Source organism: Homoserinibacter sp. YIM 151385 (assembly GCF_027912415.1).
GTDB lineage: Bacteria > Actinomycetota > Actinomycetes > Actinomycetales > Microbacteriaceae > Schumannella.
Genome location: NZ_CP115175.1, coordinates 2,755,876 through 2,770,989, shown reverse-complemented (window position 1 = coordinate 2,770,989; position 15,114 = coordinate 2,755,876). Strand labels below are relative to the sequence as shown.

Annotated in this window: 17 protein-coding genes; 6 read left to right on the top strand and 11 right to left on the bottom strand. The window is 73.1% G+C overall.

Going from position 1 to position 15,114, the window contains the following annotated elements; translation table 11 throughout:
* The 5 genes from OF852_RS13440 to OF852_RS13420 all read right to left on the bottom strand — a co-directional run bounded on the left by OF852_RS13440 (window position 1) and on the right by OF852_RS13420 (window position 4,722).
* Window positions 1-1,017, bottom strand: coding sequence for an NAD-dependent epimerase/dehydratase family protein (locus tag OF852_RS13440; protein WP_271119665.1), 1,017 nt, complete (start codon window positions 1,015-1,017; stop codon window positions 1-3).
* 16 nt (window positions 1,018-1,033) lie between these two features.
* Window positions 1,034-1,933, bottom strand: coding sequence for a fumarylacetoacetate hydrolase family protein (locus tag OF852_RS13435; protein WP_271119664.1), 900 nt, complete (start codon window positions 1,931-1,933; stop codon window positions 1,034-1,036).
* Entirely contained in the window at window positions 1,930-2,727 is a 798-nt protein-coding gene (locus OF852_RS13430) for an ABC transporter ATP-binding protein (protein ID WP_271119663.1), read from the bottom strand. The genes OF852_RS13435 and OF852_RS13430 overlap by 4 nt, the downstream gene beginning before the upstream one ends.
* 11 nt (window positions 2,728-2,738) lie before the next feature.
* Window positions 2,739-3,773 carry an ABC transporter substrate-binding protein gene (locus OF852_RS13425; protein WP_271119662.1) on the bottom strand — a complete coding sequence of 345 codons (1,035 nt, stop codon included), beginning with the start codon at window positions 3,771-3,773 and terminating at the stop codon, window positions 2,739-2,741.
* A 76-nt stretch (window positions 3,774-3,849) separates the two neighbouring features.
* Complete coding sequence (locus OF852_RS13420) at window positions 3,850-4,722, bottom strand: ABC transporter permease (protein WP_271119661.1); 873 nt, start codon at window positions 4,720-4,722, stop codon at window positions 3,850-3,852.
* A gap of 106 nt (window positions 4,723-4,828) precedes the next feature.
* Here OF852_RS13420 and OF852_RS13415 point away from each other — a divergent pair, with 106 nt between their 5' ends.
* Window positions 4,829-6,058: a PucR family transcriptional regulator gene (locus OF852_RS13415; protein WP_271119660.1), complete on the top strand. Its 1,230-nt coding sequence runs from the start codon at window positions 4,829-4,831 to the stop codon at window positions 6,056-6,058.
* A 49-nt stretch (window positions 6,059-6,107) separates the two neighbouring features.
* On the opposite strand, the gene OF852_RS13410 is transcribed toward OF852_RS13415, so the two are convergent.
* Together OF852_RS13410 and OF852_RS13405 are read right to left on the bottom strand one after the other, a co-directional pair.
* On the bottom strand, window positions 6,108-6,398 hold the full coding sequence (locus OF852_RS13410) for an iron-sulfur cluster biosynthesis family protein (RefSeq protein ID WP_271119659.1): 291 nt from the start codon (window positions 6,396-6,398) through the stop codon (window positions 6,108-6,110).
* Between the two features lie 196 nt (window positions 6,399-6,594).
* Window positions 6,595-7,050 carry an Lrp/AsnC family transcriptional regulator gene (locus OF852_RS13405; protein ID WP_271119658.1) on the bottom strand — a complete coding sequence of 152 codons (456 nt, stop codon included), beginning with the start codon at window positions 7,048-7,050 and terminating at the stop codon, window positions 6,595-6,597.
* A 137-nt stretch (window positions 7,051-7,187) separates the two neighbouring features.
* Here OF852_RS13405 and OF852_RS13400 point away from each other — a divergent pair, with 137 nt between their 5' ends.
* On the top strand, window positions 7,188-8,870 hold the full coding sequence (locus OF852_RS13400; RefSeq protein WP_271119657.1) for an alpha-keto acid decarboxylase family protein: 1,683 nt from the start codon (window positions 7,188-7,190) through the stop codon (window positions 8,868-8,870).
* Entirely contained in the window at window positions 8,867-9,916 is a 1,050-nt protein-coding gene (locus OF852_RS13395) for a Glu/Leu/Phe/Val family dehydrogenase (protein ID WP_271119656.1), read from the top strand. The genes OF852_RS13400 and OF852_RS13395 overlap by 4 nt, the downstream gene beginning before the upstream one ends.
* A gap of 12 nt (window positions 9,917-9,928) precedes the next feature.
* Here the strand turns inward: OF852_RS13395 and OF852_RS13390 are convergent, their stop codons facing one another.
* The gene (locus OF852_RS13390) at window positions 9,929-10,348 is read right to left on the bottom strand and encodes a VOC family protein (RefSeq protein WP_271119655.1); all 420 of its coding nucleotides are present in this window, start codon (window positions 10,346-10,348) and stop codon (window positions 9,929-9,931) included.
* A gap of 259 nt (window positions 10,349-10,607) precedes the next feature.
* Between OF852_RS13390 and OF852_RS13385 the strand changes: the two genes are divergently transcribed.
* Together OF852_RS13385 and OF852_RS13380 are read left to right on the top strand one after the other, a co-directional pair.
* Complete coding sequence (locus tag OF852_RS13385) at window positions 10,608-11,510, top strand: hypothetical protein (RefSeq protein WP_271119654.1); 903 nt, start codon at window positions 10,608-10,610, stop codon at window positions 11,508-11,510.
* Window positions 11,507-12,058, top strand: a complete 552-nt coding sequence (locus OF852_RS13380; protein WP_271119653.1) for a hypothetical protein — start codon at window positions 11,507-11,509, stop codon at window positions 12,056-12,058. The genes OF852_RS13385 and OF852_RS13380 overlap by 4 nt, the downstream gene beginning before the upstream one ends.
* Here the strand turns inward: OF852_RS13380 and OF852_RS13375 are convergent.
* On the bottom strand, window positions 12,046-12,915 hold the full coding sequence (locus tag OF852_RS13375) for an alpha/beta fold hydrolase (protein ID WP_271119652.1): 870 nt from the start codon (window positions 12,913-12,915) through the stop codon (window positions 12,046-12,048). The genes OF852_RS13380 and OF852_RS13375 overlap by 13 nt on opposite strands.
* A gap of 115 nt (window positions 12,916-13,030) precedes the next feature.
* On the opposite strand from OF852_RS13375, the gene OF852_RS13370 reads away from it, so the two are divergent.
* Window positions 13,031-13,918, top strand: coding sequence for an intradiol ring-cleavage dioxygenase (locus tag OF852_RS13370; protein ID WP_271119651.1), 888 nt, complete (start codon window positions 13,031-13,033; stop codon window positions 13,916-13,918).
* Here OF852_RS13370 and mtnN read toward each other — a convergent pair.
* Both mtnN and OF852_RS13360 read right to left on the bottom strand, forming a co-directional pair.
* Window positions 13,902-14,603, bottom strand: a complete 702-nt coding sequence (mtnN, locus tag OF852_RS13365; protein WP_271119650.1) for a 5'-methylthioadenosine/S-adenosylhomocysteine nucleosidase — start codon at window positions 14,601-14,603, stop codon at window positions 13,902-13,904. The genes OF852_RS13370 and mtnN overlap by 17 nt on opposite strands.
* Complete coding sequence (locus OF852_RS13360) at window positions 14,600-15,094, bottom strand: S-ribosylhomocysteine lyase (RefSeq protein ID WP_271119649.1); 495 nt, start codon at window positions 15,092-15,094, stop codon at window positions 14,600-14,602. Before OF852_RS13360 ends, mtnN begins: the two co-directional genes overlap by 4 nt.
* Window positions 15,095-15,114: the final 20 nt, after the last annotated feature.

Genomic DNA, 15,114 nt, shown 5'->3' with positions numbered 1-15,114 from the left:
TCAGAACGCCCCGTCGCGCTGCTGGAACTTCGTCGGCTTGCCGATCGTCGGGCCCGAGGCCGCGACCCAGCCGGCGACCCGCTCGATCATCTCCTCGAGCGTCGTCGTCGGGAAGCCGAACTCGCGCTGCAGCTCGCCGCCGTCGAGCACGTAGGCGGTGCCCGACTCCTCGCCCTCGAAGACGGGGTCGCGCCCGAGCACCTCGCCGAAGCGCTCCGCGAGGCGGCGCACCGAGGCGATCTCCGGTCCCGTGATGTTGAGCTTGCGGGCCGGCGACTCGGCCAGCCTGAGCGAGCGGATCGCGTACTCGGCGACATCCCGCTGCCAGATGACGCTCGTGTGCCCCATCGCGAGGGGGATCGGCGTGCCGTCCATGACGGCCTGCGCGATCTCCTGGAGCACGCCGTAGCGCGTCTCGATCGAGTAGGCGAGACGGAACAGCAGCACGGGCGTGCCGTTGACCTTGCTGAAGTGCTCGAACACCCGCTCGCGGCCGAGGCACGACTGGCCGTACTCGCCGATCGGCCCCGAGGGGTCGGACTCGCGCGAGCCGCCACGGGAGGCGTCGGCGAGCGGGTAGGTGACGAGCGTCGAGAAGGCGACGATCCGGGAGTCGCGGTAGCGCTGCGCCACGCGGCCCGGGAGGTAGGCGTTCATCATCCAGGTGAAGGGCTCGTTGCCCGTCGTCCCGAACTTGTGGCCCGCCATGTAGATGACGTTCGCCGCGTCCGGCAGGGCGGCGAGCTCGAGGTCGTCCGTGAGGTCCGCCGCGACCGTCTCGACGCCGTAGCGCTCGAGGGAGGCGCGCGCGGCCGGGTCGCTGAAGCGGGCGACGCCGATGACCTTCTTGTCGAGGCCTGCCGCGTCGACGGCGCGCTTGGCCTGGATGGCGACGCTCGGCCCCACCTTCCCGCCGACCCCGAGCACGACGATGTCGCCCTCGATCGTGCGGAGGTCGTCGACGAGCGCCTCCGTCGGCGTCGTGAGGTCGTCCTCGATCTGCTGGATCACATCCATGTGCTGCTCCTCGGTCTCAGCGGGAGGCGGTCGCCGCGGCGACGACCGTGTTGCGGAGGGTCCCGATGCCCTCGATGGAGGCCTCGACGACATCGCCGGGCCGGAGGAAGATCGCGGGCTCGCGGGTGAAGCCCACGCCGCCCGGGGTGCCGGTCGCGATGATGTCGCCCGGCTGCAGCGGCCACACCGAGGAGAGGTGCGCGACGAGCTCGCGCACGCCGAAGATGAGCTGCTCGGTGCTCGAGTCCTGCATCGTCTCGCCGTTCAGCTCGAGGTGCACGCGGTGCGGGCGGTCGACGTCGAACTCCTCGGCGGTGACGAGCACCGGGCCGACCGGGCCGAAGCCGGGGAAGGACTTCGCGGTCATCCACTGGCTCGTGCGGCGCTGCCAGTCGCGGGCGCTCACGTCGTTGACGATCGTGAAGCCGGCCACGGCGTCCATCGCCTCCGCCTCGCTCACGCGGCTCGCGTGCCGGCCGATCACGATGGCGAGCTCGACCTCGTAGTCGACCTCGTCGCTCTCGACCGGCAGCGGGATCTCGTCGTCCGGGCCGACGACGGCCGCCGGATGCTTCGCGAACACGATCGGCGCGACCGGCACCTCCGCGCCCGTCTCCTCCGCGTGATCGTGGTAGTTCAGCCCGATGCAGACGAAGGTGCGCGGGTTCGGCACGGCCGCGAGGAGCTCGCGGCTCGAGGCCGCGATCCAGTCGCCCGGCGCGCTCGCCGCGACACGGCGCTCCAGCTCCGGCCGCCAGTACGCCCAGTCGTCGAGGAGGTCGCGGACCGAGATCGGCAGCGCATCCCCCCGGTCGCGCGGGGCGACCAGGACGGGGAGCAGCTGATCGCCGCCCTCCCCCTCGCGCAGCACGGCGGCCGCCGCGAATCCGGAGTGGTCGATGGAGACGAGCTTCATGCCGCCGATTCCTTCCTGTGGTCCTGGACGCCGAGGAGCCGGCGGATCTCCCGGCTGACCTCGTCGACCTCGTGCGACTCGTCGTCGAGCAGGCGCGGGCGCGGACGCTCGAGCCGGAACTCCTCGATGATGCGGCCCGGGCGGGACGACATGACGATGACGCGGTCGGAGAGCAGGGTCGCCTCCGAGATCGAGTGGGTGATGAAGAGCACGGTCGGCCGGCGATCCATCCAGAGGTCCTGGAGGTCGTAGCACATCTGCTCCCGCGTGAGCGCGTCGAGGGCGCCGAAGGGCTCGTCCATCATGATGAGCGGCGGCTCGTGGAGCAGCGCGCGGCAGATGCCGACCCGCTGCTGCATGCCGCCGGAGAGCTCGTGCGGGCGGTGGTCCTCGAAGGCCTCGAGCCCCACCTGCTTCAGCAGCGCTCGAGCCTTCGCCTGCGCCTGCTCCCTCGGCATCCGCCGCATCTCCGCCTGGAGCATGATGTTCGACATCACGGTGCGCCAGTCCATGAGGAGCGGGTTCTGGAACACGATCCCGAGCTCGCTCTGCGGGCCCTGGACGCGGCGCCCGGCGATGTCGATCTCGCCGCGGGTGGGGGCGATGAGCCCCGCCGCCGCCTTGAGGAGCGTCGACTTGCCGCAGCCCGAGGGGCCGACGACGGAGACGAACTCGCCCGCCTGGATGTCGAGGTCGATCGGGCCGAGCGCGTGGACCGGCCCCGATCCCGTCTGGTACTCGATCTCGAGGCCGCGCACCGAGATGGGGGCGCCCCGCGTGGTCTGAGCGGTCATGGTGTGGTCCCTCACTCCGCCGTCGCGTAGTCGTTGGTGTAGTAGGCGTCGACCGACTCCGCCGGCGTCAGCCCCGAGTACTCGGCGAGGATCTCCTCCGTCGCCTGCCAGTCCTCCTCGGTCGTCTCGCAGACCGGCAGGCCCTCGCTCGCCTCCGTGTGGAGGAGCGGCACGGTCGCCTCGATCTGGGTGAGCGCGAGGTCGCGGTCGAAGCCGGGGACGCCCTCCACGAAGTCGTCGGCGGCGGCCTCCTGGTTCTCGGCCACGTACTCGGCGGACTCCTGGGTCGCCTGGATGAAGCGGGTGAGGAGGTCCTCGTTCTGCGCGGCCCAGGCGGTGTTCACGACGATGCCCATGCTCAGGGTGTCGACGCCGAGCTCCGAGAAGGAGAGGTAGTCCATCTCCTCGCCGGAGGAGATCTCGAGGGCCGGCAGCTGCAGCGTGTAGTAGCCGAGGAAGGCCGTCGAGGCGCCCGTGAGGACCGAGTTCTGCTTCGCGGCCGGGTCGGAGAGGCCGACGAGGTCGAGGTCCTTCTCGGTCATGCCGTTCGCGGAGAGGACCGCGGGGAAGATCTGCGAGAGCGAGTCGCCGGGCGTGACCGCGACGGTCTCGCCGCGGAGGTCGTCGATCGAGGAGATGCCGGCATCCGCGGGGAAGATCGCCGCCATCGGGTTCTTCTGCGCGAGCACGCAGGCCATCTGCACCGGCAGGCCCTTCGCGACGCCGCCCATCATGGTGCCCGCGTCGACGAGGCCGACCGGGTCGCTGCCGGAGGCGACGAGCTGGAGGGTGGAGGCGGAGCCGGTGCCCTCGAGCGGGTCGAGCTCGATGCCGTGCTCGGCGTAGATGCCCTGCACCATGCCGGCGAAGAACCACGGGTGGTCGGCGGCCTCGTAGGTCCAGTTGAGGCGGATGGGCAGCCGGTCGAGGCCGTCCTCGGTCGTGCCGCCCGGGCCCTGGCCCTGGGGCGCGCCGGCGCAGGACGAGAGGACGAGGGCGGTGCCGGCCGCGAGGGCGGCGGCGGCGATGCGGCGGGTGCCGGACATGGAGCTCTCCTTCGAGTTCATGCGGTGCGGGTGGATGCGGGTGCGGTGGGTGCGCTCGGATGCGGCGGTCTGCGGATCAGATCGCCGGCCCCGAGGTGACGGCCGTCTCCGAGCGCTGCGAGACGTGCCACGGGATGACGAGCCGCTCGATGAGCGAGACGAGGTAGTAGAGCGCGAGCCCGAGGATCGTGAGGATCACGATGCTCGCGAAGAGCAGCGGGGTGTCGAGGTTGGCGTTCGCGCGCAGCAGCAGGTAGCCGAGCCCCTCCGTCGCGCCGACGAACTCGCCGACGACGGCGCCGACGACCGCGAGCGTGATCGCGACCTTGACGCCCGCGAAGAGGTGCGGGAGCGCGCTCGGCAGGCGCACCTTGCTGAAGACCGCCCAGCGTCCGCCGCCCATGGTGCGCACGAGGCTCGCCATGTCGGGGTTCGAGGAGCGGAGGCCGGTGATCGTGTCGAGCAGGATCGGGAAGAAGCAGATGAGGAAGGTCACGAGGACCTTGGGCCCCGGTCCGAAGCCGAACCAGACCACGAAGAGCGGCGCGAGCGCGATCTTCGGGACCGTCTGGAGGAGCACGAGGAAGGGGTAGACGATCCGCTCAAACCAGCGGAAGGAGACGATGAGCATCGCGATGGGGACGCTCACGGCGACCGCGATGAGGAAGCCGGCCACGACCTCCCCCGTCGTGACGAGCGTCGCGCCCCACAGCTCGACGCGATTCGACACGAGGGAGTCGACGGTCTGCACGGGGCTCGGCAGCAGGTAGGCGGGGATCGCGAAGACGGTCACGACGAGCTGCCAGACCGCGATCACGACGAGGCCGACGAGCGCCGGCACGAGCCAGCCGAGATCCAGCGGCCGGCGCCGACGCGGCGCCGCCGGGTCGGCGGTCGCGATCGACGCGGTCGCGGACCTGTCGGGTGCGGGTGCGGTTCGCGCGGGCATGTGCTGGCCTCCTGGATGACGTCGTCGTCTTCTTGCCGAACAGGCTCACATGTGCGAACTTCCCGGATCCAGGGAAGAACTCCGGCGTTCGACGTACGATCTTGTGGTGTCTTCACAATCCCAGCTGATCTACGCGCCGGATGTGGACCTCCTCACGGCCCGGACCGTCGACATCATCTGGGGCAGCTACCCCGGCTACTCCTCCGACGTCTTCGACAAGAAGGAGCTCATCCCCTCCGTCCGGCAGAACCTCCTGCTCGCCGTCCGGGTGCTCCGTCGCGGCGCCGCCCCGAGTCCCGAGGAGCTGCGGGAGGGGCGCGGGCTCGGCGCCCGCCGCGCCAGCCAGAGCGTGCCGCTCGAGTCGGTCATCCAGGCCTACCGCTCCGCCGAGCGGACCATCATCCTCGACCTGTTCTCCGACTCGCAGTCCTGGCCGGTGCGGCTCACCAGCCACTACGCCGACCTCGTGATCTCGACCTTCGACCTCCTCACACAGGAGATGATCGACTCCTACCGCGACACCTCGACCTCGATCGAGGCGGCGCGACGGCGCGTCGAGAACGAGCTCGTCCGCGCCGTCGTCGAGGGGGCGCCGCACCCCGCCGAGCTCGACACCTGGACGAGGACGCTCGGCATCGACCCGCGCCTGCCGCGCATCGCCTTCGCGATCGCGACGGACTCGGTCGCCGACTTCGCCGAGGTGCACCGGCTGCGCCGTCGGCTCGCGGCCGCCCTGCAGCCGCACGTCGCGGGGCCCGTCGTCTTCGGGGATGTCGGCGAGCTCACGGTCGGTCTCGCCTCCCCCCGGCGTGCGGCCGACTTCCCCGCCGCGCTCGAGCGGGCGGTGCGGCAGCAGGAGCTCGAGGGGCGGCTCGTGATCGGCGTCGGCGGGGCGGCGTCCGATCTCCGCGCCGCCGCCGAGTCCTGCCGGCAGGCGATCGAGACGGCGGGCGTCGCGGGCGGGCGACCGGGCGGGGCGAGCGTCACGCACTATGCCGACGTGCTCGTCGACGTGCTCCTCTCGAGCCGTCCGCAGGTCGCCGACGAGCTCGCCGCGAGCCGCCTCGGGGAGCTCGACCGGCATCCCCACCTGGTCGAGACGCTCGAGGCGCTCATCGCCCACGACCTCTCGCAGTCGGCGGCCGCGCGCGCGCTCTTCGTGCACGTCAACACGGTGGCGCACCGGCTACGCCGCATCCACGAGCTCACCGGCTACGACCCGCTCCGGCTCGACGACCTCGTCTCGATGGCGATCGCGCTGCGCTGGCGGGGGCGCGGGAAGGCGAGCACGGCCGGGGCGGCCGGAACCGGACACGACGGAGGCGGGGCGGCCTGAGCCGCCCCGCCTCCGGGGTTCGTGCCGGGCGGGCCGGAACCCTGGGCCGCTAGGCCTCCTGTGCGCCGATCGCGAAGCGCACCGCGCCCTGGTCGTCGACCTGGGCGTCGAGCACCTTGTCCTCGAGGATCGGGGCGGCGTTCTCGCCGAGGAAGATCTTGGCGCCGTCGCTCTCGACGACCGCATCGGTCGGCTGGGGCTCCGGCGCGATCGCGACCGCGAAGTCGGTGCCGGCCTGGCTGTCGGCCTCGATGCGGAGGCCGCCGTCCTCGACCTCGGGGTTCTGCGCCACGAGGGTCTTGACGACGGTGCTGGCGGCGGGAGTCATGGTGAGCGTCATTGGGGGTTCTCCTTCGCTCGTTCGGAAATCCGGACGGCGTCCACGCTTCCCCGATCCGCCGCGCGCTTCAAGCGCATCCACCGGACACGGAGCCTTCTCACACGCCCCTTTCCTCCAATAGACATGTCTCTCGACGCCAGGACGGCTGGATGCGGCCGTCCGCGGCGCCGCAGACATGTCTCTGGCGAACCGGGACTCAGAGGAGCTGGTGGAGGCGGCGGGCGAGCAGCTCGCGGAGCACGATGCTCGTGGAGGTGCGGCGGATGCCGGGGCACTCCATGATGCGCTGCGTCACCCGGTAGACGTCGTCGGGGTCGGCCGCGACGATCTCGATCGAGAGATCGCTCGCCCCCGCGACACCCAGGCACTCGACGACCTCGGGGATCTCGGCGAGCGCCGGGATGAGCCCGTCGAAGCGCGACTGGTCGACCTCGGCGGTGACGATCGCCCGCATCGGGCGCCCCACGGCGGCGGGGCGCATGCGGGAGGTCCCGCGGTCGAGCAGCCGCCCGTCGAAGATGCGGGCGAGCCGCGCCTGCACCGTGCCGCGGGCGAGCCGGAGCTCCTCCGCGAGCGACTGCACGGTCGCGCGCGGGCGCGCGTCGAGCGCGCGGAGGAGGCGGCGGTCGGTCTCGTCGAGGATCTCGGTCATCGGCGTCGGTCTCCCGGAATCGTCTCCATGCCGCGGATCGCCCGATCTGGCGCGCGATCCCGGCCCTGCATTGATCATTCTGCACAGCCTCCTGATGGATGCTTGAGCATCGTGCCGATCGGCGAGACGATCGGACCATGACGTCGGCGTCTCACGAGACCATCACGCTCGGCGGGTACCTCGCCGAGCGCCTCCGCCAGCTCGGCTGCGACCGCGCCTTCGGCCTGCCCGGCGACTACAACCTCGCGCTCCTCGACGAGCTCCTCGCCGCCGGCCTCACCTGGACCGGCACCGCGAACGAGCTCGGCGCCGCCTACGCCGCCGACGGCTACGCGCGGATGCGGCGCAGCCTCGGCGCGCTCGTCACGACCTACGGGGTCGGCGAGCTCTCCGCGCTCAACGGGATCGCGGGCGCCTTCGCCGAGGACGTCCCCGTCGTGCACGTGGTCGGGATGCCGGCCACGACCGCGCAGGGCGAGCGGACGTTGCTGCACCACACCCTCGTCGACGGCGACATGAGCCACTTCGTGCGGATGCAGGGCGAGATCAGCGCAGCCGTCACGGTGCTGCGCACGCCCGACGCGGGGGCCGTCGACCGCCTCCTCGTCGACGCCGTCGCGAGCTCGAAGCCCGTCTACCTCGGCATCCCCTCGGATCTCGCGACCGCGCCCGTCGACCGGGCGCGCCTCGAGCAGCCCCTGCCGCTGCGCACGAGCGACCCGAGCGCCCTCGAGGCGCTGCGCGATGCCCTCGCGCACCGGCTCGCCGACGAGCCGCGGGTCGTGCTCCTCACGGGCGTGCGCACCCACCGCCGGCACGGCGAGGCGCTCGTCGCCGAGCTCGCCCGCATCGACGGCGTCCGGGTCGCCGCCCAGCTCTCCTCGAAGTCCCTCCTCGACGAGTCGGACCCCGCGAACCTGGGCACCTACGCGGGCGCCCTCACCGCCGACGAGCGCACGCGCGCGCAGGTCGACGGCGCCGACGCGCTCATCCTCGTCGGCACGATCATGAGCGACATCCTCACCGGCTTCTTCAGCCACGGGTTCCGCGAGGCGGAGACGATCGAGCTGCAGCCGGGCCTCGCCCGGATCGGCGGCACGCGCATCTACGGCGTCGAGCTGCGCGACGCGCTCGGGCTCCTCCACGAGGTCCTCCTCGCCCGCCGGGTCGACCCGGCATCCCACGCGGCGCGTCCCGGCGACGCCGTCATCGCGCCGCCGCGCGAGCTCGAGGCGCCCGACCCCGACGCGCCGCTCTCGCACGCGGCCGTCTGGCCGACGCTCGAGCGCTGGCTCCGACCCGACACCCTCCTCGTCGCGGAGGCGGGCACCGCCTTCTACGGCGCCGTCGACCTCAGGATGCCGGACCGCTGCGACGTGCTCGGCCAGCCCGTCTGGTCGTCGATCGGCTACACCCTGCCCGCGACGCTCGGCGCGATGCTCGCCGTGCCCGGCCGCGAGACGGTGCTCGTCATCGGCGACGGCGCCGCGCAGCTCACGGTGCAGGAGCTCGGGACGATCTTCGCGAACGGCCTCACGCCGACGATCCTCGTCATCAACAACGACGGCTACACGATCGAGCGCCTCATCCGCTCGCCCGAGGCCGCCTATCAGGACATCACGGCCTGGAACTGGACCGCGCTGCCGGCCGCGCTCGGCTTCCCCGGGGTCGGCGTCTCGCGGGCGACGACCGCGGCCGAGCTCGAGGGGGCGCTGGATGCGGCGAGCGCGGAGCCGGATCGGGCCCACCTGATCGAGGTGGTGGTGCCGCGCGACGACGCCCCGGCCCTCCTCCGCGCGGTCGCGGGGAGCATCCGATGAGCGGCGCGAGCGGCGCCATCGCCCACGAGCGCGTCGAGATCGCCCGCGGCCCGCGCTCGGGCCTCACGATGATCGTGGCGCTGCACTCGAGTCGCCTCGGCCCGGCCCTCGGCGGCTGCCGCCTCTGGCACTACCCGAGCTGGCGCGAGGCGCTCGACGACGCCCTCCGGCTCTCGGAGGGGATGACGGCGAAGAACGCGCTCGCCGACATCGGCTCCGGCGGCGGGAAGGCGGTGATCCGCCTGGAGCCGGGCGACACGCTCGACGGCGAGCGCCGCCGCGACGCCTTCCTCGACCTCGCCGAGCTCGTGGCCCGCTTCGACGGCCGCTACATCACCGCCGAGGACGTCGGGACGAGCTCACGGGACATGGCCGTCATCCACGAGGTCACCCCGCACGTCGTCGGCCTCCCCACGGAGACGGGCGGCGTGGGCGACCCCGGCGCCTTCACGGCGCGGGGCGTCGAGCACGCGATCCTCGCGACGCTCCGGCGGCTCGGCCCGGGCGGCGTCGCGGGCACGCGCTTCGCGATCGCGGGGCTCGGCCAGGTGGGCGGCGCGCTCGCGCGCACGCTGGCCGCGGCCGGCGCCGAACTGGTCGTGACGGATGTGAACGAGGCGAGGCGGGAGCTCGCGGTCGAGCTCGGCGCGATCTGGGTCGAGCCGGATGCGGTGCACCGCGAGCGGGTCGACGTGCTGGTGCCGGCGGGCGTCGGCGGGATGCTCACCCCCGAGGTCGTCGAGGCGCTCGACTGCCGCGCGATCGTGGGCCCGGCGAACAACCAGCTCGCCGAGCCGGGGGCGGATGCGCGGCTCGCCGAGCGCGGCATCCTCTACGCCCCCGACTTCGTCGTCAACGCGGGCGGCGTCATCCACCTCGCGGCGCGCAACGCGGGCGAGGCGGAGCGCTCGGTGCTCGCGCGGATCGACCGGATCGGCGAGACGCTCGAGCGCATCTTCGAGGTCGCCGAGCGCGACGCGACGACCCCGCTGCAGGCCGCGGAGACGATCGTGGCGGAGCTGCTGGCGGCGGGGCCGCGGAGCTGAGGGCCCGGCGGCTCAGCTCTCGGCGGCGCCCGAGATGTTGACCATCCAGCCGACCCCGTAGCGGTCGACGAGCATCCCGAAGCTGTCGCCCCAGGGCGCCCGCGCGAGCGGCTCCTGGATCTCGGCGCCGTCCGAGAGGCGCTCCCACCAGCCGGTGAGCGCCGCCTCGTCGTCGCCGCTCAGCGAGATCGAGAAGGCCTTCTCGCCCGTCGGGGCCTCCAGGTGCGACGGCACGTCGGAGACCATGAGCGTGAAGCCGCTCGGGGTGTCGAGCTGCGCGTGCATGACGAGCTCGGCGTCGGAGGACTCGCCCATCCCGGACTCGCCGTAGGTGGAGACGGCGAGCTCGCCGCCGAAGACGCCCTGGTAGAAGGCGGCGGCCTCGCGGGCCTCGCCGTGGAAGTTGAGGTACGGGTTGAGCAGGACGGACATGGTCACTCCTTCGTGGGGCCGGTGCGCCCCACTCTCCTCCCCTCGCCCCCGGCGCACCACCCCGCCGTCCTGCCGTCGTGCAGGGACGATGCTGCGGAATCCGTCGTCCGTCCCGGCTCCGGCCACGAGAACCGTGACGATTCCCCCACATGAGGGGATACCCGAGCGTGCCCGCGCGATCTAGGCTCACGCAGAGAACCCTCGGTCCGCCCACCGGGGAGGGAGTATCGGGCTCCTGGATCGGGAAGGGGTCGACACGATGCGCACGCTCGCGCCCCGCGACGCCGAGTCGACCGAGACCGGGGACGTCCGCGTCGCCGAGGTCCGATGGAGCCGCATCGGCGGCACCTGGCTCGCCCTCATCGCCGGCGTCCTCGCGATCGCGATCGTCATGGTCGTCGCCGATTTCGGCCACGCCCCCGCCGCCTCCGCCGACACCCCGCCGCCACTCGTCGCGACCCCCATCGACGACGGCCGCGAGCAGGTCTTCGACCGGCTCGTGGATGCGGCGCGGCAGCAGCCGGACGTCGCGCGGTACCCCGCGGTCGACATGGTCGTCGAGTACGAGCAGTGGTCGACCCTCATCGACGCCGACGAGGAGGCCGCCGTGCTGCCGCTCTCGGTCACGCGGACGCGGCGCCTGGACGGCACCTCGAGCCTGCGGACCGTCGCCGCCGACAACCGCTGGGGCGGCGTGCTGCCGGTGGATGCGCGCCGGCCGGGCGAGGTCGTCGACGACCTCGCCTCGACCGCCGAGGAGTCCGACGCCGCCTACGGGCCGGCGCCCGAGACCGACGCGACCGCGCTGTCCGACCGCCTGCTCGAGCGCGCGGTGGACGGCACGACCGGCGACCTCTTCCAGGGGCTCGAGCGGCTCCGCTCGCGGTGGACGCTCGGCGGCTCCGACACCGCGGCGGCCCTCGAGGCGATCCGCGATCGCGACGACGCCGTCGTCGTCGGGACGGTCCGGGATCGCCTCGACCGGACCGGCGTCGCCATCCGCACCGATTCGCGGGGTGGCGGGCACTTCCGCGACATCCTGGTCTTCGACGCCGCGACCGGCGCCCTCCTCTCCTCCGAATCCCAGTACCTCGGTGGACTGGAGGAGGTCGGCGTCCGCCCGGACACCGTCATCGGCTACACCGCCTGGAGAACCTCGTGAATCGTCCCCGTCTCATGATCGCCGCCGTGCTCGCATCCCTCGCGCTCATCGCCGCCCCCCTGTCCGCGCACGCCGCACCGGCCCCGTCGTCCGAGAAGCCGCTCGTGTCCTCGAACAGCGCGAAGTCGGACCCCCGCACGCCCCAGCAGAAGATCGACGCCGTGCTCGCGGAGATCCCCGACGCCGTCCAGACCTCCGACACCTCCGTGTCGTGGGAGGGCGGCACCGTCGTCCTCGACATCGCCGCGACATCGTCGAACGCGCGCCTCTCCACGTCGAGCGTGACGACCTCGTGCCCCGCCAACCGCTACTGCGCGTGGTCGGAGGAGCAGCGCCAGGGCGACCGCCTCACGTTCTCCAACTGCGCCGCCGGCACCGTGGCCAAGCTCACGGCGATCTCGGTCGGCATGTCGCTGCAGAACACCCGGTACCAGGGCCGCGTCGACGCCCGCCGTTCCGGAACGCTCGTCGACCGGGTCGCGGCCGGCGGCTACGTCTCCAACACGGGCAGCAACCCGCCGAACACGCTCACCTGCTACCCGGTCTGATCCAGCACCGCGTCGAGCGCCGAGGGCAGTGCGTCCAGCACGGTGATGTGACCGTCGCGGGCTCGCAGCTCGAGCCGCGCGGACGGCAGGAGCTCGAGCAGGCGCTGCGCGTGCGAGGGCGGGATGACGCGGTCGCGTCCGCCCTGCACGAGCAGCACGGGCACGGCGACCGCCGCGAGCGCGACGCCCCAGTCGCGCGCGAAGGCCGTGTCGTCGTCGATGATGCCCTCCGGGCCGTCGGCGGCGGAACGGCCGACGTCGTCGCCGAGCGGGCTCCAGCGTCCCTCGAGGGCCTCATAGTCCTCGGCGGTGAAGGAGCCCGGCTCGAACGCCGCGGTCTCCTCGAAGCGCGCGCGGCCCGCGCGACCGCCCTCGAGCGCCGCGCGGAGCCCTCCCGCGTCCGCCATGCCGGCATCCCAGGCCCAGGCTCCGCCCTCGAGCGGCGCCGGGCTCGCGAGCGTCACGACCGCCGCCACCCGCTCCGGGTCGGAGGCTGCGGCCGCGAGGGCGTGCGGCCCGCCGCCCGAGGCGCCGATGTGCACGGCGCGGTCGAGGCCCAGCGCCTCGGCGACCACCCGGTGATCCTCGCCGACCGAGGCGACCGTGCGGCCGGGATGCGGTGTCGAGCCGCCGTAGGACGGGCGCCCCGCGGAGATCAGCCGGAGGCCGCGCTCCCCCGCCCAGCGCGCGACCGGCGCGAGCGGGGCGCCCGTCTGCGGCGAGCCGTGGTGCCAGACCATGACGAGGCCGTCGGCTCGCACACGCGCACGGGGCGCCGCGAGCTCGTGCACGCGGATGAGCCGGCCATCCGGCATCGGCACGTCCCGGACCACAGCGGATGCGGCATCCTCGCTCATGATCTCGAGGCTAGCCCCGGCATGCGTCACAGGAACATCAGGGCCGGCACCGAGGCGGCGCGGGCGTCATGGTCGTGACGCCGGGGGACGGCGTCACGAACCGGAGGAGCCCGACATGACCCGCAGTGCACACCGAAAGCCGACCGCCGTCGACCCCCGCTGGCTCGACGCCCGGGGGAACGAGATCGAGGAGGAGGACCGCGGGCTCGTCTACGACGTGCGCACCCTCGTCGACCGGCGCCGGGCGCTCGGCCTCTTCGGCGCCGTCTCGGCGACCGCGCTGCTCGCGGCGTGCGGGGTCGCGCCGAGCACGACGGACGGCGGATCCGGCAGCGGATCGGCCAGCGGATCCGGCAGCGGATCCGCCAGCGGATCTACCGGCGACGAGGTGCCCGACGAGACCGCCGGCCCCTACCCCGCCGACGGCTCGAACGGGGTCGACGTCCTCGACGACTCCGGCATCGTCCGGCGCGACATCCGCTCCAGCTTCGGCAGCTCGACGACGACCGCCGAGGGCGTGCCGCTGCAGATCGAGCTCACCGTCCGCGACGCCGCCAGCGGGGATGCCCTGGCCGGCGCCGCCGTGTACCTGTGGCACTGCGATCGCGACGGGAACTACTCGCTCTACAGTCCTGGCATCGAGGACGAGAACTACCTCCGCGGCGTCCAGAGCCTCGACGAGAACGGGACGGCGACCTTCACCTCGATCTTCCCCGCCTGCTACTCGGGACGCTGGCCGCACATCCACTTCGAGGTCTACGCGGATGCCGACTCGGCCGTGTCCGACGGCCCCATCGTGAAGACCTCGCAGATCGCCCTCCCGAAGGAGGCCTGCGCGGCCGTGTATGCGACGAGCGGCTACGAGCAGAGCGTGCGGAACCTCGCCCAGGTCTCGCTCGCGAGCGACAACGTCTTCGGCGACGACGGCGGCATCCACCAGCTCGCGAGCATGTCGGGCTCGGTCGCGGCGGGGTACCGCGCGGCGCTCACGATCGGGGTGTGAGCCGCCCGAGCAGCGCCGCGACGGTCGCGGCCGACCGCGCCGCCGCCTCCTCCGCCTGCATCGAGAAGGTCGCGTCGTCCGCCAGATCCGACACCGCGCGCACGCCCGCGACCGGGATGCCGTGCCGGTGCCCGACCTGCGCGAGCGAGGCGGACTCCATGTCGACGACGGCCGTGCCCGGGAAGTCGGCGAGGACCCGCACCGAGCGCTCGGCGCCGATGAAGGAGTCGGTCGAGACCGCGGAGCCCGCGCGCGTCGGGAAGCCGGTCTCGGCCGCGAGCTCGACCGCGAGCGCGACCGCCTCGGCGTGGCCGTCGTAGCTCGCCGGCATCCGCGGCACCTGCCCGAGCTCGTAGCCGAAGGCGCGCGCGTCCGCGTCGCCGAGCACGAAGCGGTCGACGAGCACCACATCCCCGACGGCCGCGCCCGCGCTGATCCCGCCCGCGGTCCCGGCGCTCACGATGAGCTCGACGGGCGCGTCGAGGCGGGAGGCGATCGCGGCGGTCGCCGTGACGGCGGCGTTGACGAGCCCGATGCCGCCCTCGACGACGAGCACGGGTCGCCCCGCGATCGAGCCCGTCCAGGCGGGTGCGCCCGCGATGGGCGACAGCTCGACCGGGTCGGCGACGTGCTCGAGGAGCGCCCGCGCCTCCGCCGCCATCGCGCCGTAGAGGAGGACCGTCACGCGTCGTCGCCCGCGGGCGCCATCACGACGCCCCACTCGGCGCGGCCGTCGAGGAACGGGCGGACCGCCGACTTCGCGCCCTGGAGGCTGTGGTGCTCGGCCCAGCCGCACTGCACCTCGTTCGCCGCCGGGACCTCGCGCGCGTCGAGGATGTCGCGCAGCGTCCGCTCGACGAGCTCGAAGACCTCCGCCTCCTCCGGCTCGCCGTCGAGCGCGAGGTAGAAGCCGGTGCGGCAGCCCATGGGCGAGAAGTCGATGACGCGATCCGAGTGCGCGCGCGAGAGCTCCGCGAAGAGGTGCTCGACCGAGTGCGTCGCGGCGGAGTCGAGGTGCCCGGCGTTCGGCTGCGTGAAGCGGAGGTCGTACTTCGAGACGACCCCGCCGCTCTTCAGCGCCTTGCGGTCGGCGAGGCGGATGTAGGGCGCCGCGACGGCGCGGTGGTCCAGGTTGAAGGACTCGACGCGGTGGCGGGCGGGCGTGGAATCGGTCATGGATGCGGCTCCTTCGTGGG